The sequence below is a fragment of the Streptomyces sp. NPDC001204 genome (genome assembly GCF_053598035.1).
Window position 1 is genome coordinate 1 of the sequence record NZ_JBSFJL010000057.1, and the last position, 26,974, is coordinate 26,974.

Here is a 26,974-nt window from a genome sequence, read left to right on the forward strand (position 1 = left end):
CCCAGGTTCCCGATGATCCGTGTGATCGGATCCCAGGACATGTCCACGATCTGAGCGGGCTTACGCCCCGCCCGACGCACCTCGGTAGTCGCCATGTGAATTACTGCCCCTCACTGTTCGGGTTCCGGGAGTCGGTGGCGGTGTACGGCTCCAGCTCGTCGGGCCGGAAGTAGTGGAAGCGGCCGTACCAGGTGTGCAGTTCGGCCGCGGGGTCGTCGTCGAGGGTGACGGCGAGGTGCACGCTGCCGTCCACGTCGTGGAAGACCGCGGCCACACGCGCGGTCCGTCCGGCCAGGAACATGTCCTGGGCGTCGGCGCCCCGGCCGTGCGGACGCAGCCGGACGCGGCTGCCGCCTCCCACGGGAACGCCGTCGACGAGCACCGTCTCGGTGGTGGGGGAGAGGCCGTCGTCACCGCCCTCCTGCCACCAGGCGGGCCGCTCCGCGGAAAAGTCCCCCAGGGCGGCGGGTGCGGCAGGGGCCGCGGGAGCCAGCGAGCGGATGGCGCCGTGCAGCCGGGAGAGGACCTCCGGCGGCATGCTGTCCACCCGGTCCAGGATCTCGGCGGCGCGCGGGTCGGTGGCGCGCGCCTCGCGCTTCTCCTCGTCGGTCAGGAGCATCGTCCGCAGCGTCAGGATCTCGTCGATCTCCGCCGCGTCGTGCAGGTCGCCCGGACTCTCGGGCGCGACCTGGGGACGGTCGGGCAGGATGATCGGCGCGGAGAGCAGCACGGGTCCGGTGGCGCCGTCCGGCGAGTGGGCGTGGTCTGCGGTGCCGGTGCCGTCGCCCGCGGCGGGCGGTTCGCCGCCGAGGACGGGGAAGGTGAACGCGTTGCGGCAGTCGCGGACGTGCTCCAGCAGGTCCGCGGGCGGGTCGGTCAGCGAGACGAACTCGACGTCCGTGCCGCCGACCAGGGTGTGCGTGGCGATGAGCGCCTGGCGCAGCGCCGTGTCACGCGGGGCCCGCGGGTCCGCCGCGTGCCCGGTGTTCTCGGTGCGCACGCGCAGCCGGACCAGTCCGTCCGCGAGACGATCGGCCGTGAGCGTGGTGTCCGCCCGGATCTCCGCGCGCCGCCGTACGATCCGCCCGGCGCCCCCGGGCAGCGGCTCGCTCTCCTCGCCGCCCGCCGTTCCCACCGGGGCGGCGCACTCCCGCCGCAGCAGGTCCTCCAGCGGCACGACGAGGTCGGTCTCGCGCGGCACCGCCTCGTCGAAGGTCAGATGCGTCGTGCCGTCGCCGGTCCGCAGCGACTCCACGGGGTGGTGCCCGCCGTCCGGGCCGGTCTCCTCCACCTGCTTGTGCTGCGTCTGGAGGTAACGCACCCTGATCCACAGCACGGCGTCGGGCCCGTGGTCCCTCAGCAGGCACTCGGTCTGCTGGTACCAGGAGTCGGCGGAGCCGGACACGCCGACCGTGACGGGTCCGTCGTGCTCCACCCAGTTGCGCGGCAACAGCACCCCGAACTGCCACCGGACGCGGTTCTTTGGGGAGGAGCGGCGGTACGGATAGAGCAGGTAGCCCTCGTAGAGGACGGCGTCGGCGACCGCGCCCACCTGCTCGAAGGGGCGCCCGCCGGAGCCGACCGGCACGGCGCCGTCGCCGCCCACGGCACCCTCGACCACAGCATCCGGCATCTGGCTCTCCTCCGACTCGCAGGTTCGCCATGCCTTCCACCACGCACCCACCGCTCACGCGCCCTCTCCCCCTCCTGCCCAGCGCTGTTGGGCCGTCCGGGGGAGCGGCGGACTCGCGGACGCGGACGTCCGCTCAGTCCGGCAGACGTGGCACGCGCAGGGCCAGCAGGGCCACGTCGTCGTCGTAGCCGTCCTGGCGGCCGAGCAGCGCGTCGCACAGCGCGTCCAGCGGGGCGGAGGCCAGGGCGGCCGCATGGTCCGCCAGGTCCCGCAGCCCGGCGTCGATGTCCCGGTCGCGGCGCTCGATCAGGCCGTCGGTGAACAGCAGCAGGGTGCTCTCCGGGGGCAGCGGCTGCCAGTGGTCCGGACGGGGAAGGCCCGGTTCGACGCCGACCGGGATGCCGTGCGTGTCGGGAGCGAGACAGTGCGCCGTGCCTTCGGCGGTGATCAGCAGCGGCGGCGGATGCCCCGCGTTGGTCCAGCGCAGGGCGTACCCGGCGTCCGGTTCCCGCTCGACGCGGGCCAGGACCAGGGTGGCGGCCGGCGGATCGCTGAGCGCGGTCAGTGCCCGGTCGAGCCTGTCCACGATCATGCTGGGCGGCCCGCACCGGTCGAAGGCCAGGGCCCGCAGCATGTTGCGGATCTGCCCCATCATCGGCGCCGCCTCCACGTCGTGGCCGGTCACGTCACCGACGACGACGAGGACCGCCCCGTCGGGCAGCCCGAGGGCGTCGTACCAGTCACCACCGAGGTGGGGAAGCTCGGACGCCGGCTCGTAGCGGGCCTCCACCCGCAGCGGGGACAGGTCGGGCAGCACCGGCAGCAGACGGCGCTGGAACTGTTCGGCGGCCCGCTTGAGCCGCCCGTACAGGCGGGAGTTCTCGATGCTGACACTCGCGGCGCTGGCCAGCGCGGTCAGCAGGGCCTCGTCGGCGTCGGCGAAGGGCGTGCCGTCCTCCTTGTCGGCCAGGTAGAGGTTGCCGTAGACGGTGTCGCGCACGGTCAGCGGGACTCCGAGCAGGGTGGTCATGACCGGGTGGCCGTCCGGGAAGCCGACCGCGCGGGGATCGGCGGCGATGGCGTCGACCCGCAGCGCCTTGGGCTCCTCGATCAGCCTGCCCAGCAGTCCATGGCTCTGCGGGAGCCCGCACTCGGCCAGAAGCCGCTCGGCGTCGACGACGCCCACGGTGATCAGGTCGACGATCTGCCCGCCCTCGCCGAGCACGCCGAGGGCGCCGTAGCGCGCGGCGACGAGTTCGGTGCCCGCCTGCACCAGGTGCCGCAGCACGGAGCGGGTGTCCATGTCGGCGCTGATGGCCACGACCGCGTCCAGCAGGCGGTGCAGCCTGCGGCGGTCCAGGCTGAGCTGCCGGATCTGGGCGCTGAGTTCCTCGAAGGCCTCACCACCCGGTGTCAGGCCGCTTCCCTGGACGGCGGCGTCCCCGTGGCCGGCCGTCTCTTCCGCCTCCGGCCACCATGGATCGTCCGACATGGGGCACCTCCCGGGCAGGGCCGGTGCTCGTCCTCACCGTCCGGGCCCGGCACGGCCACCTTACGCCGGGTGGGAGGGGGGTGGCTTGTTCCCGCCCGCCACCACCCGGAGGGGGAAAGCCCGAAGGTCGCGGCGCACCGGCGTACGCTACGGAACTGCCCAGCTCAGCTCCCCTCGTGAGGAAGAGTCACAGCGATGCAGAAGATCTCCCTCGACGCCCTCGCACGCGAGCACCTCGGACGGGCCGAGGCGTCCTCGGCCGGCCGCAGCGCGGAGACCGTCTACGGCGGCCACGAGCACGTACTGCGCCAGACCCTCATCACCCTGCGCGCCGGCGCGGCCCTGGCCGAGCACGACAACCCGGGCGAGGCGACCGTGCTGGTGCTGCGCGGACGGGTGCTGTTGCGCAGTGGCGACACGTCGTGGGAGGGCATGGCGGGGGACCTGCTCATCGTGCCGCAGGCCCGGCACAGCCTGGAGGCCCTGGAGGACGCCGCGGCCCTGCTGACGGTCACCAAGACCTCTTGACCCGGCGGTCGCCCGAGGCGATCGGCGGAACTCCGCGTTCCATCGGCCTCGGCCCGGCGGTGCCGGGCCGAGGCGGAGCCGACCCCACAGCTTCCGTTATTTTTACGAATAGCACATGTAATAATTGGGGAATCGCCGGGGTGCCGGCGTCTGCGGTGAGCGAGCACGAGAAGGGGACAGCCGTGGCACAGTCCTTCGAGGTCCACATCCGCAACACCACGACCGACCCGGCCGTCCTGGCCGAGGCGGCGATCCGGGCCGCGCGGCGCCGCCTGCTCACCGTGCTGCGGTCCAAGGCGGCGCTGCTGACCGAACTCCGTCTGGGCCGCGCCGACCGGGAGCGTGCACGAGTGGCCCTGACCGACTTCTGCACCGGCGAGGTGCGCCGCCACCTGGCCGCGACCGACCAGGCGCTGTACGCACCGGCCGCGGGCGCGGCCGAGACCCGGCTGCTGATCAGGGCTCTACGGGCCACGGCGGCCGCTGTGGCCGCCCGGATCGAAGCGCTCGCCTCGGCCGACGACGCGGACTCCGCGGCCGGAGCCGCCCGCGACGTCACGAGCCTCCTCACCGTCCACCTCGCCGTCGAACAGGACGTGCTGCTGCCCGCGCTCGCCCTGCTGCCCGGCGCCGACCTGCCACTCCTGACCGCGGACTTCGAGACCCTGCTCGAGGGTGGCCGGCTCGACCGGCCCGCCGTCGTCGACGTCACCTCGATCCCCCACGGCAGGCGCCACCCGCGCATCTTCGCCCGCTTCGCCCGCCTGGCGCCCGGCGAAGCGTTCACCCTGGTCAACAACCACGACCCCAAGCCGCTGCGCCGCGAGTTCGAAGCCACCCTTCCCGGCGTGTTCACCTGGGACCACCTCGAATCCGGACCCACGCGATGGCAGGTGCGCATCGGCCGGAGGGCTCCCGAGGCCTGACCCCCTCGTCCGCCGCCGGGCGGAACGGCTCCCGGCGTCCGGGACGGGTGAGGACCCGTACTCCGGCGAGGACGTATAGCCCGTGGCCGCTGCGGGTACCCGAGCGGCGGCCGCGAGGAGATGAGGAGCGCGTGATGGCTCCCGCGAAGCAGAGGACGGCGGCGTCCGCACCTACCGGACGACGGGCGCGGGCCCGTGCCACCAAGCGGTACGACGCGGTGCCCGAACTCGACGGCGAACCCGACCTGCTCGGTCAGTACCTGCGCCAGATCGGGGCGACACCACTGCTCGACGCGGAGGGCGAGGTGCGGCTCGCCCAGCGCATCGAAGCCGGGCTGCACGCCGTGGCGGAACTGCGGCAGGCCGACGAGGACGGTCGTGAGCTCGCGCCGGAGCGCCGGCGGGAACTGGAGGCCGCCGCGCGGGACGGTCAGGAGGCCAAGGACCACATGGTGCGGGCCAACCTCCGGCTCGTCGTGGCGATGGCCAAACGCCACGCCCACCGCGGGCTGCCGCTGCTCGACGTCATCCAGGAGGGCAACCTGGGGCTGATCCGGGCCGTGGAGAAGTTCGACCACACCAAGGGGTTCAAGTTCTCCACCTACGCCACCTGGTGGATCCGCCAGGCGATGGAGCGCGGCCTCGCCACGCACGCGCGTTCCGTGCGGCTGCCGATGCACGTCGTGGAGCAGTTGCAGAAGCTCGCCAAGATCGAACGCAAGCTGCAGCTGAGCCTCGAACACGAACCGACCGTCGAGGAGGTCGCCCGCGAGAGCGGCCTCGCCGAGGACAGGGTCGTCTGGCTGCGCCGCGTCGGCCGGCAGGTGATCAGCCTGGACATGCCGGTGGACGACACCGGCGAGACGGTGGTCGGCGATCTCGTCTCCGACACGGAGGTGCTGCAGGCCCCCGAGGTCGCCGAGTACCAGGCGCTGGCCGAGGAACTGCGGGAGGCCGTCGACACACTGGCGCCGCGCGAGGCTCTCATCCTCAGCCTGCGGTACGGCCTGCACGACGGGCACCAGCGCACCCTGAACGAGGTCGCCCAGCACGTGGGCCTGACCCGTGAGCGCGTGCGCCAGCTGGAGAAGCAGTCACTGGCCCAGCTGAGGGAACAGGAGCCGGGCGAACGGCTCCTGGCGTGGGCGAGCTGACGCGCCCGCGCAGAACGGTGCGCCCGGCACGATCACCGGGCGCACGGCTCCACTCCGACCGCCGCGGACCGAGGCGACGGCCGTCACCAGCGGTACCAGCGGCCCCTCCGGCCGCCGCTGCCCGCGGGCCGTACGACGAAACCGAGCAGCCACAGCACGAGCACGATGATCGCGATCCACCACAGCGCCTTCAGGGCGAACCCGATGCCGAAGAGGACCAGAGCGAGCAGGAGAACCAGCAGCAAGGGAACCATGGATATCAACCTCCGGACACACCGGATGCCCGGCATGGGCGGGAAAACACCCCGGGAAATCCGGTGTTTCCACACCTGGGGCAGGGGAACTCGTGGATGCTGCCCGCGCCCCGGTCGGTGCCGGTCGGGCGCGGTCGGACGCGGTGGTGCGGGGCCGTCCGGCGGCGTGGCGTTCCGGGAGGTGCGCACCGCGCGGTGAGGACGGCGTCCGGCACCGAGTCGGCTCGGGTGCGCAGATCCGGAGGCAGAGGTGACGGTGCGTCGTATCGGTCTGGTCGTCCACGGCGGGCGCGGTGAGGCCACGGCCGCCGCCCGCACCGTGCGCGAGTGGTGCGACGAGCACGGCGTGGGGTGCGCGGACATCGACGTGTGGCACGACGGAGAGCGGCGCAGCTCCCGGGAGGAGGTCGAGGCCGCGGGCGACCCGGACCTCATCGTCACCCTCGGCGGCGACGGCACGTTCCTGCGCGGTGCCCGGCTGGCCGCCGTGAACGACGCCCTGGTCCTGGGCGTCGACCTCGGCCGGGTCGGTTTCCTCACGGAGGTGCCCGTCACGGTCGTACGTGCCGCGCTGGACGCCGTCGTCGCGGAGCGCCTCACGGTGGAGAGCCGGATGATGCTCACGCTGCGCGCCTCGCGCCGCCTGGAGGTGCCCGCCGACATCGAGGAACTGATGAGCTACGGCCGCCGGCCGCTGCTGCCGCCACCGCGTGTCCGCGCCGACTGCCAGGCGGGCGGCGACTGGGGCATCGCGATGAACGTCACCGCGCTGAACGACGTCGTGGTGGAGAAGCTGGCCCGGGACCGGCAGGTGTCCGTCGGCGTCTACCTCGCGGGCCGGCTCCTGGCGTCCTATTCGGCCGACGCGCTGCTGGTCGCCACGCCCACCGGCTCCACGGCCTACAGCTTCGCCGCCGGGGGCCCGGTCGTCTCGCCCCGGGCGGACGCCCTCGTCTTCACCCCGGTCGCCCCGCACATGGCGTTCAACCGCTCGGTCGTGGCCGCGCCGGACGAACCGGTCGGCATGCGCGTCCTGGAACGCTCGGGCCAGGCCGCCGTCAGCATCGACGGCCAGCTCCGCGGCGTCCTCGACCCCGGCGACTGGATCGGCGTCTACGCCTCCCCGCGCCGGCTGCGGGCCGTCCGGCTGGGCCCCACGGACTTCTACGGCCGTCTGCGTGACCGCATGAACCTCACCGACGCCCCGGCCGCGGTCGCCGACGGCACCCCGGCCCCCCTGTGGCCGGTGACGTCGCCCCGGCCGGCGGACCTCGACCACCTGGCCCTGCCGGCCCGCCCCGGCGACGCCTGGCAGGTCCCTTGACCCCGGGGCGAACCGGCCGCCGCGGGCCTGCCCGACCCGGCGGGCGAGGTCGTCTGCGCACGGGCGCCGACCGGTAACGAGCCCGCCGGGTGCCGGGCCGGTCGGCTGGGGCATGCCGGGGCGGCCGCGATGCCGTCGGGGCGAAGGGATCGGCGCGGGCAGGCCGGTCCGGGCGTGCGGGTGGGTCGGTTCGGGTGTGCCTGCGTGGTGCGCCGGGCTCGCGGGTCGGCGGGGCATGCCTGGGCGGCCGGAACACCGGCGGTGTCAAGCCGGACGCGCACAGGCGCCGACCGGCAGCGGAACCGTGCGCCCCGTGGCGGCGGAGTCGGCCGTGCCCGTCGTGCCGAGTCGTGTCCCAGGCGTCGGGCGCGGGCGGCCGGCCTCGGTCACGCTCCGCGTCGTTGCTCGGGGGCGGGCTCGGCGGGGAGGCGGTGGGCGGCCAGGGCGGCCAGGTCGTCGTCGAGGCTTCCGCCGCTGTAGGCGAGCAGGTCCGCGTGCAGGTGCGCCAGGAGCTCGCCGGGCGGAAGGCCGGCCCAGGGCCGGACGCGCTCGGCGAGCGGGTAGAAGGTGCCGGCGGGATCGCGGGTCTCGGTGACACCGTCGGTGTACAGCAGCAACTCGTCGCCCGGCCGGAAGGGCTCGACGTCCACGTGGTAGCCGCCGCCGAGCAGCCCACCGAGGTTGATGGGCGGCGAGGGCTCGGTCGCCTCCAGTTCGGTCACCCGGCCGCCGCTGACGAGCAGCGGAGGCGGGTGGCCGCAGTTGACGAGACGCACGACGTGCTCGTCGTCGGGGATCTCCGCGAACACCGCCGTCACGAAGCGCTCGGCCGCCTCCGCGCCGGGCAGCTGCGCGGCATACCGGCTCATGCTGCGCTCCATGCGCCGGGCCAGAGCCGCCAGATCGGGCTCGTCGGGCGCGGCCTCGCGGAAGGCTCCGAGCATGGTCGCGGCCGTCTCCACGGCGACCAGGCCCTTGCCGCGGACGTCGCCGATGAGCAGACGCACTCCGTGCGCGGTCGCCACCGCCTCGTACAGATCGCCGCCGATCTGCGCCTCGGCCGCCGCGGAGAGGTACAAGGTCTCCACGGAGACCTGGCCGAGACGGTGGGGGACCGGGCGCAGCAGGACGCGCTGCGCGGTCTCCGCCACGGAACGCACCGTGGCGAGGGTGTGCTCCCGGCGCGCGCGGTGCGCCGCGAGGATCGTGCCGAGGATGCCCACCACGAAGGTGCAGATGTAGTTGGCCACGTAGTGGCGGTCCCACAGATTGCCCACCGAACGGCCCGCACAGCAGGGGGTGCCGGCCAGGACGCCCTCCAGGACGATGGCGAACACCGTGACGGCGGCGACCACGCCGGGGCCGTATCCGAAGGCGGCCACCAGCGGCAGGGCGGTGAGCACGAAGCTCACCGGCCACAGCGCCGGGGTGACCGGTTCGACGGCGAGGACCACCACGACGTAGAAGACCGGCAGCCAGCGCAGCCACAGGGGCTGGGCTGGCAACGGCGAGTGTTTCCTCGGCGTGCGCGGCGTACCGGCGCCCGCGTCCGTGCCGCGGCCGGGCCGCCTCACCGCTCGCCCCGGCGGTACCCGGGAGGCGGCGGGAGCGTGGCGGGTCCGGGCGGGCGCACGGCGGTGCGGCCCGGCTCCGGGCGACGGTCCTCGCGGAAACACTCAGGCGGCCTGTTCACAGGTACTCCCGGCGGGCTTGATCAAGACCACCAGCGTGCTGTGTCGCACCGTCACCGCCTCGGCATTGCTCCAGGCAAGGGCATGTCAGCGAGGCCGGGGACCGCCGCGAACGGGGCACGACCGGGGCGCCCCGCGAGGTGCGCCCCGGTCGTACGTGAAGTGCCCGGGCCCGGTTCAGGACGCCGTGCAGGCTCCCAGCGCCGGTGTGGAGTTGTTGCCGTTCTTCACCGCGGTGAAGCCGAAGCTGGTCGAGGCGCCCGCCGCGAGACTGCCGTTGTAGGAGGCGGCGCGCACGGTCATGACGTTGCCGCTGCTGTCCCAGCTGGCGGTGCCGTTCCACAGGCTGCCGACCTTCTGCGGCGGGGTGAAGGTGAGCGTCACGGTCCAGCCGTTGATCGGGGCGGAGCCCGCCTTCACGACGACCTCACCGTTGTAGCCGTCGTTCCAGTCCGAGGTCCTGGTGAAGGAGACCGTGCAGGAGGCGTTGCCGCCCGGGTTGCCGCCGCCACCGTCTCCGCCTCCGCCGGTGCCCGAGCCGCCGAGCGCGGCGAGGGCCGCGTCGTACGCGGGCTTCTTGCCGTAGTTGGAGTCGAACAGCAGGGGAGTGCCGCTGCTGCGCCAGGAGTACTTGTCGGTGATCCCCCAGACGGTGAGGCCCGTGCAACGGGTCACCGCCAGGCAGGCCTTGACGACGTTCGAGTAGTTGTTGGCCTGGGCGGTGCCGGAGCCCTCGATGTCGAGCTCGGTGATCTGCACGTCCACCCCGAGGTCGGCGAAGCGCTGCAGATTGGCCTGGTAGTCGGACGGAACGGGGGAGGCGCTGTTGAAGTGGGACTGGAAGCCCACGCAGTCGATCGGCACGCCCCGGGACTTGAAGTCCTTGACCATGGCGTAGACCGCGTTGCTCTTCGCGTTGACGCCGTCGGTGTTGTAGTCGTTGTAGCAGAGCTTGGCGTTCGGGTCGACGCTGCGGGCCGTGCGGAAGGCCTCCTCGATGAAGCCGCTGCCGAGCTTGTCCGCGAACGGGGAACTGCGCAGGGCCCCGCTGGAGCCGTCCTGGTACGCCTCGTTGACCACGTCCCAGGCGTAGATCTTGCCCTTGTAGTGCTGCATGACCTGGGTGATGTGGTTGTTCATCGCCGAGCGCAGGTCGGTGGCGGCCAGGCCGGAGACCCAGGAGGGGAGCTGGGAGTGCCAGACCAGCGTGTGCCCGCGGACCTTCATGTTCAGGCTCTGCGCGTGGCTGACGATCTGGTCGGCGGCGCCGAAGGTGAAGGTGTTGCGGGTGCCCTCGGTGGCGTCCCACTTCATCTCGTTCTCGGGCGTCACCTGGTTGAACTCGCGGTCGAGCGTGCCGGCGTAGGCCGATTCGCCGAGGTGGTTCGCGGCCACGGCGGCGCCGAAGTAACGGCCCTTTCCGGCGGCGGCGGACCCCAGTGTGTCGGCGGCCGCGGCGGTGTGCGACAGGGCCGTGACGGTGGAAGCGGCGAGCAGGACGGCCGTGAACGCCTGAGCCGCTCGTCTGGGCATGGGCATGCCATCTCCGTTTCTCGAAAGTTTCGCTGCCGAGGTCGAATGTGACGCGCAGGTTACGAACAGAACGGGAGCCGGTCAACGGTTCGCGCATGCCGTACTGACGGATGGCCGAAGCTCGACCTCCCGCCGTTCCTTTGTGAGTTACGGGCGATCCCAGTGGTTGACGCCACTGTGCGGCACCTCTAGCGTGACGCGGCGCCTTCCCGAAATCGATTCGAAAGTTTCGAAGCAAAGGACGAGGACATGCCCCGAACCCGAAGAAGGCCCGGACTCCGCACCTTGCTGGCGGCCCTGCTCGCGGGTGTGACGCCCCTGCTCGCGGCACTCCTGCTGACCGCGCCGAGCGCCCAGGCGGCCTCCCTGACGGAGGTGACCGGGTTCGGCACGAACCCGAGCAACCTGCGCATGTACGTGTACCGTCCGGACAGCGCGCCGGCCCGGCCCGCGGTGCTCGTGGCCGTGCACTACTGCACCGGCTCCGGGCCCGCGTTCTACTCGGGCACCGAGTTCGCCTCCCTGGCCGACCGGTACGGCTTCCTCGTCATCTACCCCTCGGCCACGCGCAGCGGCGGCTGCTTCGACGTGTCCTCGCCGCAGGCGCTCAAGCGCGGCGGCGGGAGCGACCCGGTCGGCATCATGTCGATGGTCACCTACGCCCAGCAGCACTACGGGGCCGACCCGGCGCGCGTCTTCGTCACCGGCGCCTCCTCGGGGGCGATGATGACCAACGTCCTGCTCGGCGACTACCCCGACGTGTTCAAGGCCGGCGCCGCCTTCATGGGGGTGCCCTTCGGCTGCTTCGCCACCACCGACGGCTCCGAGTGGAACAGCGCCTGCGCGAACGGCACCGTGATCAGGACACCCCAGCAGTGGGGCGACCTGGCCCGCGGCGCCTACCCCGGCTACAACGGCCCCCGGCCGCGCATGCAGGTGTGGCACGGCACCGAGGACACCACCCTGCGCTACCCGAACTTCGGTGAAGAGATCAAGCAGTGGACCGACGTCCTGGGCGTGAGCCAGACCCCCGCCTTCACCGATCACCCGCAGTCCACCTGGACCCGTACGCGCTACGGCGGCACCGGCACCCAGGCGCCCGTCGAGGCCGTCAGCATCCAGGGCACCGGGCACACCCTGCCGACCTCGGGCATGGCCGCCCGTGCCATCTCCTTCTTCGGGCTGGACTCCACGACCACACCGCCGCCGACCGACCCGCCCACCACACCGCCGGCGGGCGCCTGCCGGGTGGCGTACACGACCAGCGCCTGGAACACCGGGCTCACCGCGTCCATCACGGTGACCAACACCGGCACCGCGCCGATCGACGGATGGGCGCTGGCCTTCACACTGCCGGCCGGACAGACCATCACCTCCGGCTGGAACGCCACCTTCTCCCCGACCAGTGGCGCCGTCACCGCACGCAACGTCGCCTACAACTCCACCCTGGCCCCCGGAGCCTCCACCACCCTGGGCTTCCAGGCCAACCACACCGGAAACACCGGTAATCCGGCGTCCTTCACCCTCAACGGAGCCGCCTGTCAGGTGAATTGAGATACCGGTCGTCATCCTCGCCGAACGGGCGGACACCACCGCCCCACGGACGCGCCCCGGCGCCTCGAAACGGCCGTAGGGGCAGCCGGGGCGCGGGGCGGCCGGGCTCGGTGGAGTCCGGCCGCCCCGTCCACGAACCCTTCGGCGCGGGTCAGCCGAGCTTTCCGGTGCGGGCGGACTGCCACAGGTCGACGCCGCCGTCGGTGGCGTACTCGTCGATCTCGGCCAGCTCCTCGGCGCTGAAGTCCATGCGGTCCAGCGCGGCCACGTTCTGCTCCAGCTGCTCCACCCGGGAGGCGCCGATCACCAAGGAGGTGACGCGCTCGTCGCGCAGCGCCCAGGCGAGCGCCATCTGGGCGAGGGTCTGCCCGCGGCGGGCCGCGATATCGTTCAGGGCCCGCAGCCTGCGCAGCATGTCCTCGGACAGCCAGGCGGTGTCGAAGGAGGTGCCCTGCGCGGCCCGCGAGTCCTCCGGCACGCCGTCGAGGTAGCGCCCGGTCAGCAGCCCCTGGGCCAGGGCGGTGAAACCGATGACGCCGAAGCCCTCCTCCTCCGCGGTCTCCAGCAGCCCCTCGGTCTCGATCCAGCGGTTGACCATGCTGTACGAGGGCTGGTGGATGAGCAGCGGGGTGCCCAGCTCGCGCAGGATGGCGGCCGCCTGCCGGCTGCGCTCGGCGTCGTAGGAGGAGATGCCGACGTACAGGGCCTTGCCCTGGCGGACGGCGGTGTCCAGCGCGCCCATCGTCTCCTCCAGCGGCGTGCTCGCGTCCAGCCGGTGGGAGTAGAAGACGTCGACGTAGTCCAGGCCCATGCGCTTCAGCGACTGGTCCAGCGAGGCGAGCAGGTACTTGCGGGAACCGCCGCCCTGGCCGTAGGGGCCGGGCCACATGTCCCAGCCCGCCTTGGTGGAGATCACCATCTCGTCCCGGTACGGCGCGAGGTCCTGCTTCATCAGGCGCCCGAAGTTGATCTCCGCCGAGCCGTAGGGCGGGCCGTAGTTGTTAGCCAGGTCGTGATGGGTGATGCCCAGGTCGAAGGCGCGCAGGGCGATCTCGCGCTGGGTCTCGAAGGGCCGGTCGTCGCCGAAGTTGTGCCAGTAGCCCAGGGACAGGACGGGCAGGTCGAGCCCCGAGCGGCCGGTGCGCCGGTAGCGCATGGTGCCGTCGTAACGCTCAGGATCCGCGACGTAGGTCATCGGGGGGTCTCCGGGTGGTGCGATGAAGGGGCGTCTCCCCGGGATCGAGGGGACGCCCCCACCTTGCTCCAGCATGATCCTGAAGTCCAACCGCTGCGTTCCATCGGACTCAGCGCCGGCGCTTCTGAATCGTTCGTGCGGGGCCGCGGCTCAGGAGGCGCGCGGCGGCGCGGTGAGGTGCTCGCCCAGCTGCTCCACGAGTTCGCTCATCGTGTGCCCGACGAGCCCGGCGTCGGCGTCCTCGGTGGTGATCAACGCCAGATGCGCGCCCTCGCCGGCCTCGACGATGAACAGCACCCCTCCGTAGAACTCGGTCATCGCCGAGCGGACGCCGCCGGTGCTGTCGCCGAACTCGGTGGACGCGCCGTGCGACAGCGACTGGATGCCCGCGGCGACCGCGGCGAGCTGGTCGGCCTGGTCGGGGGTGAGTTCCGGGGTGCGGCACAGCTTCAGTCCGTCCCGGGACAGCACCAGCGCGTGCCGCGCGCCCGGGGTCCGCTCCAGCAGGCCCTCCAGGAGCCAGGTGAGCTTGTCGTCGGCGGTGGTCTGGCCGGTCATGAGGTGGTTCGCCTTCCGGGTGCTCGTACGGGTGGGAGTGCGGGGAGCCGGCCGCGTCGGCGGGGTGGCGGCGTCGAGCGCGGTCCGCCGCCTCGGGGCCGGCTCGGAGACCTGGCACTCACCAGTGACACGTGTTGCCCAACTGCCGGTCACTATACGAGCCTTGGTGATCATCTTGGCAAGCCCTGGGGTGGATGTCCCTGCCGGCGCCGTTCAGCTGGGGCCTGGGCCTGGATCATCCGGCCGAAGCGGTGAGCGATGGGCGAGGCGGGGACACGGCGGATGGCGATCAGGGCCACGTCGTCGTCGAGACGCCCGCCGGTGTGGCCGAGCAGGTCGCGCTGGACGTGGTGGAGCAGGGAGTCCGGGGAACCGTCGGACCACTGGGCCGTCCGCTCGGCCAGCGGGTAGAAGACGCCGCGGCCGTCACGGGCCTCGACGGCCCCGTCGGTGTAGAGCAGCAGGGTGTCGCCGTGGCCGAAGGGCAGTACGTCGACGACGGAGCCGTCGGGGTCGGTCAGGCCGACCCCGAGCGGCGGGGCGGGAGTGAGGTCCGGCATCATCACCGATCTGTCCGGTCTCAGCAGCAGCGGCGCCACATGGCCGCAACTGGTCAGCCGCACGACCGGCTCGTCGTCCGGGATCTCCAGCAGCAGTGCGGTGACGAAGCGCTCCCCGGCCTCCTCCTCGGGTTCGAAGTCGGAGAGGTAGCGGGTGATGCTCCGCTCCAGGGAGGCGGCGAGCGAGGGCAGGGCGGCGTGGTGGTGGGCGGCCTCCCGGAAGGCGCCGAGCAGCAGGGCCGCCTCGCCGATGGCGGGCAGCCCCTTGCCGCGTACGTCGCCGATCATCACCCGGGCACCGCTGTCGGTGCGGGCGGCCGCGTAGAGATCGCCGCCGATCGACGCCTCGTCCTCCGCGGCCAGGTAGCGAGAGGCGAGCTGAAGCGGGCCGATCCGGGTGGGCAGGGGCCAGAGCAGCACCCGCTGCGCGGCTTCGGCGACCGACCGGACCTGGGCCAGCTCGCGGGAGCGGCGGTCGCGGACCGCGCACAGGGCCACGACCATCAAGGAGAGCACCGCGAGGGCGATCATCTGTACGAACACTTCCCGCGACGGCAGGATGCCCATCCGCCAGCCCGCGAACCCCTGGGCCAACACCGCGGCGGCACCGACGACCCCTGTGATCCACGGTCCCTCGAACCAGGCGGTGATCGCGGGGGCTATCACCAGCAGCGGGCCGAGCACGATATCGGAAGGGGCGACGATGTCGGACACGGTGATGAGGACGATGAGCGCGACCGGGATCAGCAACAGTATGTGACCCGACTGCCACCCCTGCGCCCGGTCGGCGAAACGCCCCTGCCAGGAACTCACGCCTACCACAGTGCACCGCTGCGGCACGGGGTGCGAGCGCAGTCACCCGGTCCACGGGCCGGTCACGCCCCCTCGGCCGGCTGCCGCGGACGTGCCCCGCGCCGTACGGCCGGGCGGCGGGCCCGCGCTGGTGAAAGCCCCTGGATGTCCCTGGCGCCCGACGCCTGTTCGGGTGGCGCCCGCCGCCCGGCGGCGGGGGATCGTGCGCGGTTCGACCCGGGGGTGGTCCGGGTGGGCGGGGGCTCCGTCGCGGTGTCGGCGATGTGGGTCCGGGGTCCGTCGTGCTTGTGTTCTTCGTCGCCGTGGCCTCGCCGGTCGGTCCGGCGTCGAGGTTCTGTTGGCCAGTTGGGCGGCCGTTGTGCCGCACCCCTGCGGCGGGGGGCGTGCGCGGTTGGGGCCGGGGGGAGGTTCGGGTGGGCGGGGGTTCCGTTGCGCTGTTGGCGATGTGGTCCGGGGGTGCGTCGTGCTTGTGTTCTTCGTCGCCGTGGCCTCGCCGGTCGGGCCGGCGTCGAGGTTCTGTCGGCCACCTGGGTGGCCACCGTGCCGGTGCCCGGCGGCTGTTGCCTGCCGCGTCCACGACCAGACAGGTCGCGCGGGTCCAAGCCCGTACGGGCTCATCGAGGCCGGGCCCTGCCCCGCGGGGTGAGGCAGACGCCCCCGGCACCTGTGGTCGCAGCAGGGGCCGGAAGGGCTGGGCGGCAGTGGACGCCGGCGTTTCGCGCGGCTGGACCAGCGATGCCCTTGGCGGTCACCGGTGCGCCCGCCGCACCGGCGACCCGGTCGGCGTGACGGCTCCGGTGGCCGGCCACTCACCCCGCCCCGGAGCGGAAGGATGCGTCGCCGGTCCGTTCACCATGCCATTGCGTCCAGCAGTGCCTCCGGGTCCGGCTCCGGGCGGCCGTCCAGGCTCAGCTCCGCCCAGATCACCTTGCCGTGCGGCACATAGCGCGTGCCCCACCGGTCCGCGAACTGCGAGACCAGGAACAGACCACGGCCGCCCTCGTCGGTGATGGCCGCGCGCCTGAGGTGCGGCGAGGTGCTGCTGCCGTCCGACACCTCGCAGATCAGCGTGCGCCCGAGCAGGATCCTGACCCGTACCGGCTCGGCGCCGTAGCGGATGGCGTTGGTCAGCAGCTCGCTGAGCACCAGTTCCGTGGCGAAGCAGGACTCCTCCAGTCCCCACTCGTGCAGCCGGCGGGTCACCTCGCCACGCACCCGGGAGACCGCCTCCACGTCCATCGGCACGTCCCAGACCGCTACCCGCGACGGATCGAGCAGCCGCGTCCGGGCGACGAGCAGAGCCACGTCGTCGCTCGGATGCTCCGGCAGCATGACCTCCATGAGCGCCTGGCAGGTCTCCTCCGGAGTCCGGTCCGCGGGCGCGACGGTCTCGGCGAGCATCGACAGCCCCTCGTCGATGTCCCGCCCGCGGTCCTCGATCAGACCGTCGGTGAACAGCACGAGCCGGCTGCCCTCCGGCAGGCTCAGCTCACCCGACTCGAACGGATGCCCGCCCACCCCCAGCGGCGGTGCCAGGGGAAGGTCCGGGAAGGTCACCCGGCCCATGGGGTCCACCACGGCCGGTACGACGTGCCCGGCGCGGGAGATGGCGCAGTGCCCTCCCACCGGGTCGTAGATGGCGTACAGGCAGGTGGCGCCCGTGACCGCGGACACCTCGCCGTCCGCGCTCGCCGTCTGGGTGTCCAGCCGCATCACCATCTCGTCCAGATGGCCGAGCAGTTCGTCGGGAGGCAGGTCCAGGGACGAGAAGTTCAGCACCGCCGTGCGCAGCCGGCCCATCGTCACCGCCGCGTGCAGTCCGTGCCCCACGACGTCGCCGACCACCAGCGCCACCCGGAATCCGGGCAGGGGGATGACGTCGAACCAGTCGCCGCCGACCCCGGACTGGGCCGGCAGATACCGCCAGGCCACCTCCAGCGCGTCCTGGTCGGGCAGGTCCCTGGGCAGCAGACTGCGCTGAAGGGTCACCGCCATCGCGTGCTCGCGGGAGTAGCGGCGCGCGTTGTCGATCGCCACCGCCGCCCGGGCCACCAGCTCCTCGGTGACCGCGACGTCCTCCTCCTCGAACCGGGCCGAGCCGGGGCCCCGCCAGAAGTTGACCATGCCGAGGAGCACGCCCCGAGCCCTGAGGGGCACGGTGATCAGCGAATGGATGCCGTGGTCGAGCACCCGGACCGCGCCCTGGGGATCCCGGGACCGCCAGTCCTGCGCGCGGTGCAGATCCGGGACCAGCACCGCCTCGCCGCGCCGCAGCGCCGCCCCCATCGACGTGTCGGCCACCACGAACTCGACGAGGTCGCCCACCGGCTGGAGCGGGCTGTGCGTGTCCGCCCCGTACAGCGCGGTGCGGCGCATCCGGGACGTCGATCCGGTGGGCTCCTCGCCGCGCAGCACGGACTCCAGCAGTTCCACGGTGACGATGTCCGCCGCCCGCGGGACGGCCACCTCGGCCAGTTCCTGAGAGGTACGCCGTACGTCCAGCGTCGTGCCGATGCGCACCCCGGCCTCGTACAGCAGCGTCAGGCGTTCCCGGGCCAGCTCGGCCCGGCCGGACAGGGCGCGCAGTTCGGTGGTGTCGCGGAAACTGGCCACCAGGCCCGGAGCGTTGCCGTGCGGGGCGGTGCGCCGGGTGTTGACCGCGAGCAGCCGGTCCCCGGCCGGGAACACCGCGTCGGACGCGACGGCGCCCGAGTTCAGCAGCCGAGTCATCTCCGGCCTCAGGCCCAGGTCCGTGACGTGCCGCTGGTCGGCGTCGTGGGGGAGGTCCAGCAGCCTGCGCGCCTCGTCGTTGGCGAGCAGGAGCCGTCCGCCGGCGTCGACGATCAGCACGCCCTCGCGCACCGCGTGCAGCACGGCGTCGTGGTGCTCGTACATGCGGGTCATCTCGGTCGGGCCGAGGCCGCGGGTCTGACGGCGCAGCCGCCGGCTGACGAGGAAGGTGCCGCCGGTCGCGAGCACCACGGCCAGCGCCGCCGCGTCCAGCACCATCGGTATCTGCTGGTCCAGCAGGTGCCCCAGGGTCTGGAACTCGATTCCCGCGGTGACGATGCCGATCACGTGCCGGCCGGCGCCCACGACGGGCACCACCGCGCGGACGGAGTCGGTGGGGCTGCCGTGGAACGTCTCGGTGAAGGTCTTGCCCGCGATGGCCCGGCCGATCTCCTGCGCCGGGGTGCCGATCAGCCGCGGCTCCGGGTCGGTGAGCCGCACGCCCCGCTTGTTCAGTACGGAGATGTAGTCGACACCGGAACTCAGCTGCGCCTTCTCCGCCGGGATCTTCAGCAGTGCCGACGGATCGGGCGACTGGAGGGCCACCGCCGTACCGGGTGCCTGCGCGAACGCCTCCGCGACGGCCAGGGAGCGCGCCTTCGCGGTGCTCTCCCCGTCGTACCGCCGCTGGAGCACCACGGCGGTGGCGGCCGCGGCGACGAGCACCAGTATGACGATCACCTGCAACAGGAAGACCTGCGCGGCCACTGTGCCGGGCCGCCAGGACGGTGGAAAACGAAGCCCGCTCGTGCTCCGGGCCGTCCAGGTCAGCGGACGGCGGCGGGCCTGATCGTCCGCCCGCCGCTCATCGAACGGCGGTTGCGCTGCCCTCCGGGGCTGGCGGGAACAACCGACCACGTTCTCATTTCTAACACCGTGCTTCCCTGCCGGGCGACCGGTTTGTTCGATCAATCCCGATTCGATCAATCTCATGGCGGCTGGGTGGTTCCGCCTAGATTTCGTCAGGCAGGGGCTGCTCCGTCCAGATCGTCTTGCCGGAGCCTGTGTACCGGGTACCCCAGCGCTGGGCGAGCTGGGCGACCAGGAACAGGCCGCGTCCGCCCTCGTCGGTGCTGCGCGCGCGCCGCAGGTGCGGGGAGGTGTGGCCGCCGTCGGAGACCTCGCAGATCAGGGTGCGCTCGTGGATGAGCCGCAGATTGATCGGCCCGTGGGCGTGGCGGATGGCGTTGGTGACCAGTTCGCTGACGATCAGCTCGGTGGTGAAGGCCAGTTCCTCGAGGTTCCACTGGGACAGCCGGTCGTTGACGTCGTCGCGCACCACGCGCACGGCCGACGGGTCGGCGGGTACGTGCCAGGACGCCACGCGGTCGGGGCTGAGGACACGCGTCCTGGCGACGAGGAAGGCGACGTCGTCGCGCGGCCGGTCCGACAGCAGGGCGCGGACCATGATGTCGCAGATCTCCTCCAGCGGCCGGTCGGGGTGGGCCAGGGCGAAGCACAGCCGCTCGATGCCGACGTCGACGTCCTGGTCCGACGCCTGGATCAGCCCGTCGGTGTAGAGGGCGACGACGCTTCCCTCCTCCAACGGGATCTCGGCCGACTCGAACGGCAGGCCGCCCAGCCCCAGGGGCGGGCCGGCGGGGATGTCGGGGAACTCCACGGGCTCGGTCAGGTGCGCGACGGCCGGGGTGGGGTGTCCGGCGCGGGCCACGACCATGGTCCGGGCGATGGGGTCGTAGATGGCGTACACACAGGTCGCGCCGGCCGCCGCCGGGCCCTCGGCGGCCGCCTCGGCCTCGTCCGACAGACGCATCACCAGGTCGTTCACGTGCGCCAGCAGTTCGTCCGGGGACTGATCCAGGTCGGCGAGCGTCTGCACGGCGGCGCGCAGCCGCCCCATGCTGGCGGCGGCGTGCAGGCCGTGCCCGATCACGTCGCCCACCACCAGCGCGACCCGGGCACTGGAGAGCGGGATGACGTCGAACCAGTCCCCACCCACCCCCGACTCCGCGTCGGCGGGGAGATAGCGGTGGGCGACCTCGACGGCGTTGTGCGGGGGCAGGTTGGGCGGCAGCAGACTGGTCTGGAGGGTGAGCGCGGCCTGGTGCTCGCGGGCGAAGCGCCGGGCGTTGTCCACGCACACGGCGGCCCGTGCCACGAGATCCTCGATCAGGAGCTGGTCGTCCTCGGTGAAGGGATCGGGGTTCTCCCACCGCAGCAGGGTCACCACGCCCATCGTGACGCCGCGGGCCCGCAGCGGCAGCACCAGGTGCGTGTGCACGCCGAACCGGTTGATCCCGGTCCACCGCACCGGGTCGTCGGGGAGCCAGGGCGTCCCCGGGCCGAGGGCCTCACGGCTGGGTTCCCCGGTGGCCAGGCAGCGGTTCTGCAGGGACCCCGGCGGGTACCGGATGGGTTCGCCGACCTCGGCGATCACCTTGGGCAGGTCCGGCCGGATGGACAGATGGGCCGCCCGGCGCAGCGTGACCGGGCCGCCCGGCGAGCGGGTGGGCGGGCCCTTCCCGGCGGTCGCGACGTCCAGGAGGTCGATGGCCACGAAGTCGGCGAGCTGCGGGACGGCGACCTCCGCGAACTCGTGGACCGTGCGGTCGAGATCCAGCGTGGTGCCGATGTGTTCGCTGGCGGCGTTCAGCAGTACCAGCCGCTCGCGGGTCGGGTCCTGGACGGTGACGTCCCGGGCGGCGTAGCAGATCCCGAGCGTCCGGCCCGCGTCGTCGTGCAGTGGGAAGAAGGAGCGCGGCCGGGTGCGCTCGCGGCCGAGCCGGCCCGTCCTGCCGTGCCGCGGCGGCGTGTGGGCGACGGTGACCTGGGGCTGCCCGGAGAGCAGCGTCCGCCGGGTGTGCCGGGTCACGACCGGCGACGGCCTGCCCTCGTCGGCGCCGGTCGGGGTGGTGCGGATCGCCGCGGTACCGATAGGGACTGTGCCGGTCGCCTTGGTGCCTGCGCGGGCGGTGCCGGGCGCGTGCGTTTCGGGAGGGGTGCCGGCCGGGGCGCCTGCCCCGAGGATCAGCCAGTCGCGGCGGCCGTCGGCGGCGAGCAGCGGGCACACGCGCACGATGAGTCGCACCGCGTGACCCGCGCGGTGGCGGACCGTCACCTGCGCGTTCCCGGCGCGGTCGCTCCGGCGCAGCCGGGACATCGCGGCGGTCGGGTCGCGGCCGCGCAGCAGCGCCCGAGCGGGATGCCGTACGACGTCGGCGGCGGAGTAGCCGAGCAGGTTCTGGGCCCCCTGGCTCCAGTAGGTGATCAGCCCGTCGGCGTCGACGACCGCCACCGCCGTGGTCGTGGTGAGCGGATCGCCCGGACTGCCGCCGCTCACGCCGTTGACGCCCATGCCTTCACCCTCATCCACGGGCAGGACCCCCACCGGCCATGTTGCCATCGGGGGCGGTGTCCCGCCGCCCGGGAAACGGGCAGCTTAGGAGGGGGTCGATGCAGGCGGGACGGGCAACGCGAGGAGAAGAGCGACGCGGGCGGGACGGGCGGAGCGGGGAGGTGGGCGACGCGGGCCGGACGGGCGGAGCGGGCAGCGCGAGCGGGTCGGTCCGCGGGGCCGGTTACGCTCCCGCGGCCAGTGCCTTCAGCGGCTCGTCGGTCAGCCGGTACACCGTCCACTCGTCCTGCGGGCGTGCCCCCAGGGCCTCGTAGAAGCCGATCGCCGGCCGGTTCCAGTTCAGGACCGACCACTCCAGGCGTTCGTACCCGCGCTCGACGCACACCCGGGCCAGCTCCGTCAGCAGGGCCCGGCCGTACCCGCCGCCGCGGGCCTCCGGGCGGACGTAGAGGTCCTCCAGGTAGATGCCGTGCACGCCCCGCCAGGTGGAGAAGTTGAGGAACCACAGGGCGAAGCCCACCGCTTCGCCGTCCTCGTCCTGCGCGATGTGCGCGAACGCCGCGGGGTGCTCGCCGAACAGTGCCTCGGCGAGCTGCCGCGGTGTCGCCCGTACCTCGGCCAGGGCCTTCTCGTACTCGGCCAGTTCGCAGATCAGGGCGTGGATGACGGGGACGTCGGCGGGGGTCGCGGTGCGGATCATGGGCGCAGTCTCACACACCGCGTCCCGCCGACGGACAACGGGTGCGGATCAGACCGCGGGCGCGGGGTAGGTCGGGTACTCCACCCCGGAGACGTGCTGGACGACGCGGATGACCTGGCAGGAGTAGCCGAACTCGTTGTCGTACCAGAGGTAGAGGATCGCGTTGTCGCCCTCGACCTTGGTGGCGCCGGCGTCGACGATCGAGGCGTGGCGCGAGCCGATGAAGTCGCTGGAGACCGCGTCGGGGGCGCTGGTGAAGTCGATCTGGCGCTTGAGCGGCGAGGTCAGCGACACGTTGCGCAGGTAGTCCAGGACCTCCTCGCGGCTGGTCTCGCGCGCCAGTTGGAGGTTGAGGATCGCGATCGAGACGTCCGGGACCGGCACGCGGATCGAGCTGCCGGTGATCTTCGCCGTGAGGTCGGGCAGCGCCTTGGCCACGGCGGAGGCGGCGCCGGTCTCGGTGATGACCATGTTGAGCGGCGCGGAGCGGCCGCGGCGCTCGGCCTTGTGGTAGTTGTCCAGCAGGTTCTGGTCGTTGGTGAACGAGTGGACGGTCTCCACGTGGCCGCGCAGCACGCCGTACTCGTCGTCCATCGCCTTCAGCGGCGGGACGATCGCGTTGGTGGTGCAGGAGGCGCAGGACAGGATCTGCTCGTCCGGCTTGATGGTGTCGTGGTTGACGCCGTGGACGATGTTGGGGACGTCGCCCTTGCCCGGCGCGGTCAGCACGACCTTGTCGATGCCGGGGCGCAGGTGCTTGGACAGCCCCTCGCGGTCGCGCCACTTGCCGGTGTTGTCGATGAGGATGGCGTCCTTGATGCCGTACGCCGTGTAGTCCACCGACGTCGGGTCGTCGGCGTAGATCACCTTGATCTCGTTGCCGTTGGCGACGATCGTGCTGTTCGCCTCGTCGACGGTGATGGTGCCCTGGAACTGGCCGTGGATGGAGTCGCGGCGCAGCAGCGAGGCGCGCTTGACGATGTCCTGCTCGCCGCCTCCGCGCACGACGATGGCGCGCAGGCGCAGGCCGTTGCCGGAGCCGGCCTTCTCGATGAGCAGGCGGGCCACGAGCCGGCCGATGCGGCCGAAGCCGTAGAGGACGACGTCGCGCCCCTCGCGGCACTCGATCTTGTTGGCGCCGGTGGCGCCGGCGACGGCCTCGGCGGTGAACTCCTCCACCGACAGGCCGCGGTCGTCCTCGCGGTACGTCGCGGCCAGCATGCCGATGTCTATCTGGGACGGCCCGAGGTCGAGCGTGGCCAGGGCCCGCAGGAAGGGGAGCGTCTCGGTGACGGACAGCTCCTGACCGGCGATCTGACGGGCGAACCGGTGGGTCTTGAGGATGCTCACCACCGACTTGTTCACCAGGGAGCGGCTGTGGAGGAGGACGGTGACGTCCCGCTCCCGGTGCAGCTTCCCGATCATCGGGATCATCGACTCCGCGATCTCTTCGCGGTGCTTCCAGTTGGTGAACGAGTCGTCGTTGACAGTCACAGATCTATCTTTCGAGCTAGGCGGCGCTCATATGCTAACCCCATGGGTTGTCGATCATGACAGTGGGCCGTACCCGCTGTCGTGCGGGGTACGGCCCACGGTCGGGATTTCCTCTTGTGGTCGGTGGATACGGGCCCTCCGTCGTGGCGTGGTGGGCGCCGGTGTCCCCGGGTCACCGGTGGTGTGGCGGGTGGGTCGGGTCACCGGCGGGTGCGGCGGGTGAGTCCGACGGTCAGCCCCATGGCGGCGAGCCCCAGCAGGGCCGTGATCGCGCCCAGCCAGCAGTTGTTCCAGATGACGCCGGCGCGGGAGCCGTGGGCCGCGGGCACGACCCAGGGGGAGATGACCAGCCACACGCCGAGCGGGGCGAGGAGCCATGCCAGGCGGAACATGCGCTCGGGGGCCAGGGTGAGGCCGAGGCCGATCAGGGCGACCGTGATGCCGATGATCAGGTTGTTGACGGTGAGGCTGGGCTGGGCGGCGAAGTGCACCACCCACGGCGAAATCGCGGCGTAGACACCGGCCAGCACGATCAGCCCCTCGATGACGATCGCCCGGTTGCTGGCGGCCGTACGCTCGAGGCGTTCTCGCATCTCGGCGATCTCCGGGTGCGAGCTCATTCCGGTGGAGTGCTGCGGATACGACATCACTGCCGTCTCCTCTCCATGAGGTTGCCAGTGTGGAGTTCTCCTATAAGGCAATGTCCCCCTTATGGGGGGTTTATATGCGCTTGCCCGTCTTCTTGCGGTGAGTTACGTCACAGTGCGCGCCCAGGGCGGGGAGTGCGCATCCATCTGTCAATCTTGTCGGGTGTGCGTCAATAGGGCGCCGCTGACGTGCAGGGATGACCCGGGGAGGGCGAGTGACGGGGCCAGAGGTACCCGACGAGTATCTGACGGGGTACGCGCAGATCCTGGCCGACGTCTGTGCCACCGGACGCCGCCTGACCCGGGACGAGCTGGACCTGCTGCGCGCCCAGGGGGAGCGGGCGGCGGAGGCCGGTCACGGACTGCGCAGGCTCGTCCGCCGGCACCTCTCCGAGGCGAGGGACTTCGCGCCCGCGCTGGCGTCCGCCGGCGTCGAACAGGTCCTCACCGCGGTGGAGCAGGCCGTCGACGCGTTCGCCGAGGGCCACGACCGGGCGCAGAAGCTCGCCATGCGCAAGGAGGAGGCCGCCCGCCGGGAGTTCATCGACGACCTGCTCTACGGCCGCAGCGACCTCGGGCGGCTGGGCGAACGCGCGGAACGCTACGGACTGCTGTTCTCCCGCGCCCACGCCGTGGCCGTCGCCCAGGGCGGCGAGCCCGTCGACGACACGCACCCGGCCGCCCGGTACGTCGAGACCGAGGTGGTCACCCGGTTCGGCGACCGGCGCATCCTGCTCACCACCAAGGACGGCCGGCTCATCTGTATCGCCCCGGGCGACCAGGACGACGTCCTGGCGTTCTTCGCCAAGCAGGCGTACGCCTCCACCGAGGGCGGCCGGGTCGCCATCGGACGCCCCCACCCGGGCGCCGGGGGAGTGGTCCACTCCTACGAGGAGGCCCTCAACGCCCTGGAACTCGCGGACCGGCTGGACCTCCAGGAGCCCGTCCTGCGGTCCTCCGACCTCCTGGTGTATCCGGTCCTGACCCGGGACCGGGAGGCCATGGCCGACCTGGTCCGCGACACGCTGGGCCCGCTGACGACCGCCCGCGGCGGCGCCCAGCCGCTCCTGGACACCCTGATCGCCTACTTCGACGCCGGCTGCACGGCCGCGGAGGCGGCCCGCCGCCTCAACCTCAGCGTGCGCGCCTTCACCTACCGCCTGGAGCGCATCCACAAGCTGACCGGAGCCGACCCGGCCGACCCCGTGCACCGCTACACCCTCCAGACCGCCGTGATCGGCGCGCGCCTCCTCGGCTGGCCCACCGCCGAGCTCTGAGGGGCCGCGGCCGAGGAGCGCCGTCCGCCCGGCGGCGGCGCCGTTCACTCCACTGCCCGTACACAACGAGCGGTGCTCCCGGACCGGTGTGAGCCTGGTGAAGGGATTCGGTGGGTACGTCGCGCCGCCGTGGCCCGGAGGACCACGCGTCCTCCTCCCCGGCCGGTCCGGCCGGTACCGCGACGTCCGTCCCGGCATGCCGCGGCCTCCGGGCCGCCGCCTGCGACCGACTCCCCCACCGACTCCACGGGAGGCCGACGACATGACGACCCAAGGCGGTACCACTGAAGTCAGCCGGGAGCCTGCGACGCCCCAGGAGCGTGCGGGTTTCGACGAGATCACCATCCTCTGGATCTCCGAAGGCATGAGCTGCGACGGCGACACCGTCTCGCTGACCGCCGCCGACCAGCCCTCCATCGAGGACGTGGTGCTGGGGCTGATCCCCGGTCTGCCGAAGGTGAACCTGGTCAACAAGGTGCTCTCGCCGAGCCTGGGCGGCGAGGACTTCCTCGCCCCGTACCGGGCCGCGGTACGCGGTGAGCTGACCCCGTTCATCCTCGTCATCGAGGGTTCGGTCCCGAACCAGCGGATCATCGACGGGGACGGCTACTGGACGTCGTTCGGCAACGACCCGGACACCGGCGAACCGCAGACGCTGAACTGGTGGATCGACCAGCTCGCTCCCCGGGCCTGGGCCGTGGTCGCGGCCGGCACCTGCGCCACCTACGGCGGCATCCACGCGATGGCGGGGAACCCGACGGGCTGCATGGGGCTGGCCGACTACCTGGGCTGGGACTTCAAGGCGGAGAGCGGCCTGCCGGTGGTGAACGTGCCCGGCTGCCCGATCCAGCCGGAGAACTTCATGGAGACCCTGATCTGGGTGCTCTACCACGCGGCGGGGACGGCGCCGGCGCCGCCGCTGGACGACATGCTGCGCCCGCAGTGGCTGTTCGGGAAGACGGTGCACGAGGGCTGCGACCGGGGCTCGTACTACGAGCAGGCGAGCTTCGCCATGGACTACAACTCTCCCAAGTGCCTGGTGAAGACGGGCTGCTGGGGTCCGGTCGTGAACTGCAACGTGCCCAAGCGCGGCTGGATGGCGGGCATCGGCGGCTGCCCCAACGTCGGCGGCATCTGCATCGGCTGCACCATGCCGGGCTTCCCCGACGCGTTCATGCCGTTCATGGACGAGCCGCCCGGCGGCACCCTGTCGTCGATGCTGGTCAAACCCTACGGGGCGGTCATCCGGCGACTGCGCGGCCTGACGAACGACATGGTGAACCACGAGCCCAAGTGGCGCCACAACAAACGCAAACTGACCAGCGGTTTCGACCCGCACTGGCGTCCCTGAGGGCGTGGGCGGCGCACATTCCGCCGCCGCGCCGACCGGCGGCAAGCCCGCTCTCCCAGCCCGCAGCGAGGAACGAGGTTCAGACCGAGATGGCGACTACCGAGGTGCGTCGGGCGGGGCGTAAGCCCGCTCAGATCGTGGACATGTCCTGGGATCCGATCACACGGATCATCGGGAACCTGGG

General features: G+C 72.3%; 20 protein-coding genes. 7 read left to right on the forward strand and 13 right to left on the reverse strand.

Annotated elements, in window-relative coordinates:
• Nucleotides 1–100 precede the first annotated feature (100 nt).
• Nucleotides 101–1,633 (reverse strand): hypothetical protein, encoded by a 1,533-nt coding sequence (locus ACWC91_RS40040; protein ID WP_450644949.1) that lies wholly within the window; start codon nucleotides 1,631–1,633, stop codon nucleotides 101–103.
• Nucleotides 1,634–1,766: 133 nt separating this feature from the next.
• Entirely contained in the window at nucleotides 1,767–3,125 is a 1,359-nt protein-coding gene (locus tag ACWC91_RS40045; protein ID WP_450644951.1) for a PP2C family protein-serine/threonine phosphatase, read from the reverse strand.
• Between the two features lie 195 nt (nucleotides 3,126–3,320).
• Here ACWC91_RS40045 and ACWC91_RS40050 point away from each other — a divergent pair, with 195 nt between their 5' ends.
• The 3 genes from ACWC91_RS40050 (at nucleotide 3,321) to ACWC91_RS40060 (ending at nucleotide 5,733) form a co-directional block, all read left to right on the forward strand.
• Nucleotides 3,321–3,653, forward strand: a complete 333-nt coding sequence (locus tag ACWC91_RS40050) for a cupin domain-containing protein (protein WP_225080857.1) — start codon at nucleotides 3,321–3,323, stop codon at nucleotides 3,651–3,653.
• Nucleotides 3,654–3,835: 182 nt separating this feature from the next.
• Entirely contained in the window at nucleotides 3,836–4,579 is a 744-nt protein-coding gene (locus ACWC91_RS40055; protein ID WP_225080858.1) for a DUF2249 domain-containing protein, read from the forward strand.
• A 134-nt stretch (nucleotides 4,580–4,713) separates the two neighbouring features.
• Nucleotides 4,714–5,733 carry a sigma-70 family RNA polymerase sigma factor gene (locus ACWC91_RS40060; protein ID WP_450644614.1) on the forward strand — a complete coding sequence of 340 codons (1,020 nt, stop codon included), beginning with the start codon at nucleotides 4,714–4,716 and terminating at the stop codon, nucleotides 5,731–5,733.
• 83 nt (nucleotides 5,734–5,816) lie between these two features.
• On the opposite strand, the gene ACWC91_RS40065 is transcribed toward ACWC91_RS40060, so the two are convergent.
• Nucleotides 5,817–5,987, reverse strand: coding sequence for a hydrophobic protein (locus ACWC91_RS40065; RefSeq protein ID WP_225080860.1), 171 nt, complete (start codon nucleotides 5,985–5,987; stop codon nucleotides 5,817–5,819).
• Between the two features lie 250 nt (nucleotides 5,988–6,237).
• Between ACWC91_RS40065 and ACWC91_RS40070 the strand changes: the two genes are divergently transcribed.
• On the forward strand, nucleotides 6,238–7,311 hold the full coding sequence (locus ACWC91_RS40070) for an NAD(+)/NADH kinase (protein ID WP_225080861.1): 1,074 nt from the start codon (nucleotides 6,238–6,240) through the stop codon (nucleotides 7,309–7,311).
• 386 nt (nucleotides 7,312–7,697) lie between these two features.
• Here ACWC91_RS40070 and ACWC91_RS40075 read toward each other — a convergent pair whose 3' ends face one another.
• Nucleotides 7,698–8,816, reverse strand: a complete 1,119-nt coding sequence (locus ACWC91_RS40075) for a PP2C family protein-serine/threonine phosphatase (protein WP_225080862.1) — start codon at nucleotides 8,814–8,816, stop codon at nucleotides 7,698–7,700.
• Nucleotides 8,817–9,179: 363 nt separating this feature from the next.
• Entirely contained in the window at nucleotides 9,180–10,535 is a 1,356-nt protein-coding gene (locus ACWC91_RS40080; protein WP_281156837.1) for an endo-1,4-beta-xylanase, read from the reverse strand.
• A 249-nt stretch (nucleotides 10,536–10,784) separates the two neighbouring features.
• Here ACWC91_RS40080 and ACWC91_RS40085 point away from each other — a divergent pair, with 249 nt between their 5' ends.
• Complete coding sequence (locus tag ACWC91_RS40085) at nucleotides 10,785–12,089, forward strand: extracellular catalytic domain type 1 short-chain-length polyhydroxyalkanoate depolymerase (protein WP_450644619.1); 1,305 nt, start codon at nucleotides 10,785–10,787, stop codon at nucleotides 12,087–12,089.
• A gap of 151 nt (nucleotides 12,090–12,240) precedes the next feature.
• On the opposite strand, the gene mgrA is transcribed toward ACWC91_RS40085, so the two are convergent.
• From mgrA to ACWC91_RS40125, 8 genes are all read right to left on the reverse strand, one after another.
• Nucleotides 12,241–13,284, reverse strand: a complete 1,044-nt coding sequence (mgrA, locus tag ACWC91_RS40090; RefSeq protein ID WP_225080865.1) for an L-glyceraldehyde 3-phosphate reductase — start codon at nucleotides 13,282–13,284, stop codon at nucleotides 12,241–12,243.
• Nucleotides 13,285–13,434: 150 nt separating this feature from the next.
• A complete protein-coding gene (locus ACWC91_RS40095) occupies nucleotides 13,435–13,842 on the reverse strand; it encodes a roadblock/LC7 domain-containing protein (protein ID WP_376505924.1) in 408 nt (135 codons plus the stop codon).
• A gap of 170 nt (nucleotides 13,843–14,012) precedes the next feature.
• The gene (locus tag ACWC91_RS40100; protein ID WP_376505926.1) at nucleotides 14,013–15,215 is read right to left on the reverse strand and encodes a PP2C family protein-serine/threonine phosphatase; all 1,203 of its coding nucleotides are present in this window, start codon (nucleotides 15,213–15,215) and stop codon (nucleotides 14,013–14,015) included.
• 849 nt (nucleotides 15,216–16,064) lie between these two features.
• Nucleotides 16,065–18,686: a SpoIIE family protein phosphatase gene (locus ACWC91_RS40105; protein WP_450643964.1), complete on the reverse strand. Its 2,622-nt coding sequence runs from the start codon at nucleotides 18,684–18,686 to the stop codon at nucleotides 16,065–16,067.
• Nucleotides 18,687–18,957: 271 nt separating this feature from the next.
• Complete coding sequence (locus ACWC91_RS40110; RefSeq protein WP_450643963.1) at nucleotides 18,958–21,339, reverse strand: SpoIIE family protein phosphatase; 2,382 nt, start codon at nucleotides 21,337–21,339, stop codon at nucleotides 18,958–18,960.
• Between the two features lie 205 nt (nucleotides 21,340–21,544).
• Nucleotides 21,545–22,021: an N-acetyltransferase family protein gene (locus ACWC91_RS40115; protein WP_450643962.1), complete on the reverse strand. Its 477-nt coding sequence runs from the start codon at nucleotides 22,019–22,021 to the stop codon at nucleotides 21,545–21,547.
• Between the two features lie 48 nt (nucleotides 22,022–22,069).
• The gene (locus tag ACWC91_RS40120) at nucleotides 22,070–23,515 is read right to left on the reverse strand and encodes a glyceraldehyde-3-phosphate dehydrogenase (protein WP_225080869.1); all 1,446 of its coding nucleotides are present in this window, start codon (nucleotides 23,513–23,515) and stop codon (nucleotides 22,070–22,072) included.
• A 200-nt stretch (nucleotides 23,516–23,715) separates the two neighbouring features.
• Entirely contained in the window at nucleotides 23,716–24,162 is a 447-nt protein-coding gene (locus ACWC91_RS40125; RefSeq protein ID WP_141367194.1) for an SPW repeat protein, read from the reverse strand.
• Nucleotides 24,163–24,359: 197 nt separating this feature from the next.
• On the opposite strand from ACWC91_RS40125, the gene ACWC91_RS40130 reads away from it, so the two are divergent.
• Together ACWC91_RS40130 and ACWC91_RS40135 are read left to right on the forward strand one after the other, a co-directional pair.
• The gene (locus tag ACWC91_RS40130; protein WP_225080870.1) at nucleotides 24,360–25,439 is read left to right on the forward strand and encodes a PucR family transcriptional regulator; all 1,080 of its coding nucleotides are present in this window, start codon (nucleotides 24,360–24,362) and stop codon (nucleotides 25,437–25,439) included.
• A 262-nt stretch (nucleotides 25,440–25,701) separates the two neighbouring features.
• Complete coding sequence (locus ACWC91_RS40135; RefSeq protein WP_225080871.1) at nucleotides 25,702–26,790, forward strand: NADH-quinone oxidoreductase subunit B family protein; 1,089 nt, start codon at nucleotides 25,702–25,704, stop codon at nucleotides 26,788–26,790.
• Nucleotides 26,791–26,974 lie beyond the last annotated feature (184 nt).

What these genes read in the sequence shown, in the direction of transcription:
- ACWC91_RS40040 (WP_450644949.1), bottom strand. Translation starts at nt 1,633, where the DNA reads ATGCCGGATGCTGTGGTCGAGGGTGCCGTGGGCGGCGACGGCGCCGTG.
- ACWC91_RS40045 (WP_450644951.1), bottom strand. Translation starts at nt 3,125, where the DNA reads ATGTCGGACGATCCATGGTGGCCGGAGGCGGAAGAGACGGCCGGCCAC.
- ACWC91_RS40050 (WP_225080857.1), top strand. Translation starts at nt 3,321, where the DNA reads ATGCAGAAGATCTCCCTCGACGCCCTCGCACGCGAGCACCTCGGACGG.
- ACWC91_RS40060 (WP_450644614.1), top strand. Translation starts at nt 4,714, where the DNA reads ATGGCTCCCGCGAAGCAGAGGACGGCGGCGTCCGCACCTACCGGACGA.
- ACWC91_RS40065 (WP_225080860.1), bottom strand. Translation starts at nt 5,987, where the DNA reads ATGGTTCCCTTGCTGCTGGTTCTCCTGCTCGCTCTGGTCCTCTTCGGC.
- ACWC91_RS40080 (WP_281156837.1), bottom strand. Translation starts at nt 10,535, where the DNA reads ATGCCCAGACGAGCGGCTCAGGCGTTCACGGCCGTCCTGCTCGCCGCT.
- ACWC91_RS40085 (WP_450644619.1), top strand. Translation starts at nt 10,785, where the DNA reads ATGCCCCGAACCCGAAGAAGGCCCGGACTCCGCACCTTGCTGGCGGCC.
- mgrA (WP_225080865.1), bottom strand. Translation starts at nt 13,284, where the DNA reads ATGACCTACGTCGCGGATCCTGAGCGTTACGACGGCACCATGCGCTAC.
- ACWC91_RS40095 (WP_376505924.1), bottom strand. Translation starts at nt 13,842, where the DNA reads ATGACCGGCCAGACCACCGCCGACGACAAGCTCACCTGGCTCCTGGAG.
- ACWC91_RS40115 (WP_450643962.1), bottom strand. Translation starts at nt 22,021, where the DNA reads ATGATCCGCACCGCGACCCCCGCCGACGTCCCCGTCATCCACGCCCTG.
- ACWC91_RS40125 (WP_141367194.1), bottom strand. Translation starts at nt 24,162, where the DNA reads ATGTCGTATCCGCAGCACTCCACCGGAATGAGCTCGCACCCGGAGATC.
- ACWC91_RS40130 (WP_225080870.1), top strand. Translation starts at nt 24,360, where the DNA reads ATGACCCGGGGAGGGCGAGTGACGGGGCCAGAGGTACCCGACGAGTAT.
- ACWC91_RS40135 (WP_225080871.1), top strand. Translation starts at nt 25,702, where the DNA reads ATGACGACCCAAGGCGGTACCACTGAAGTCAGCCGGGAGCCTGCGACG.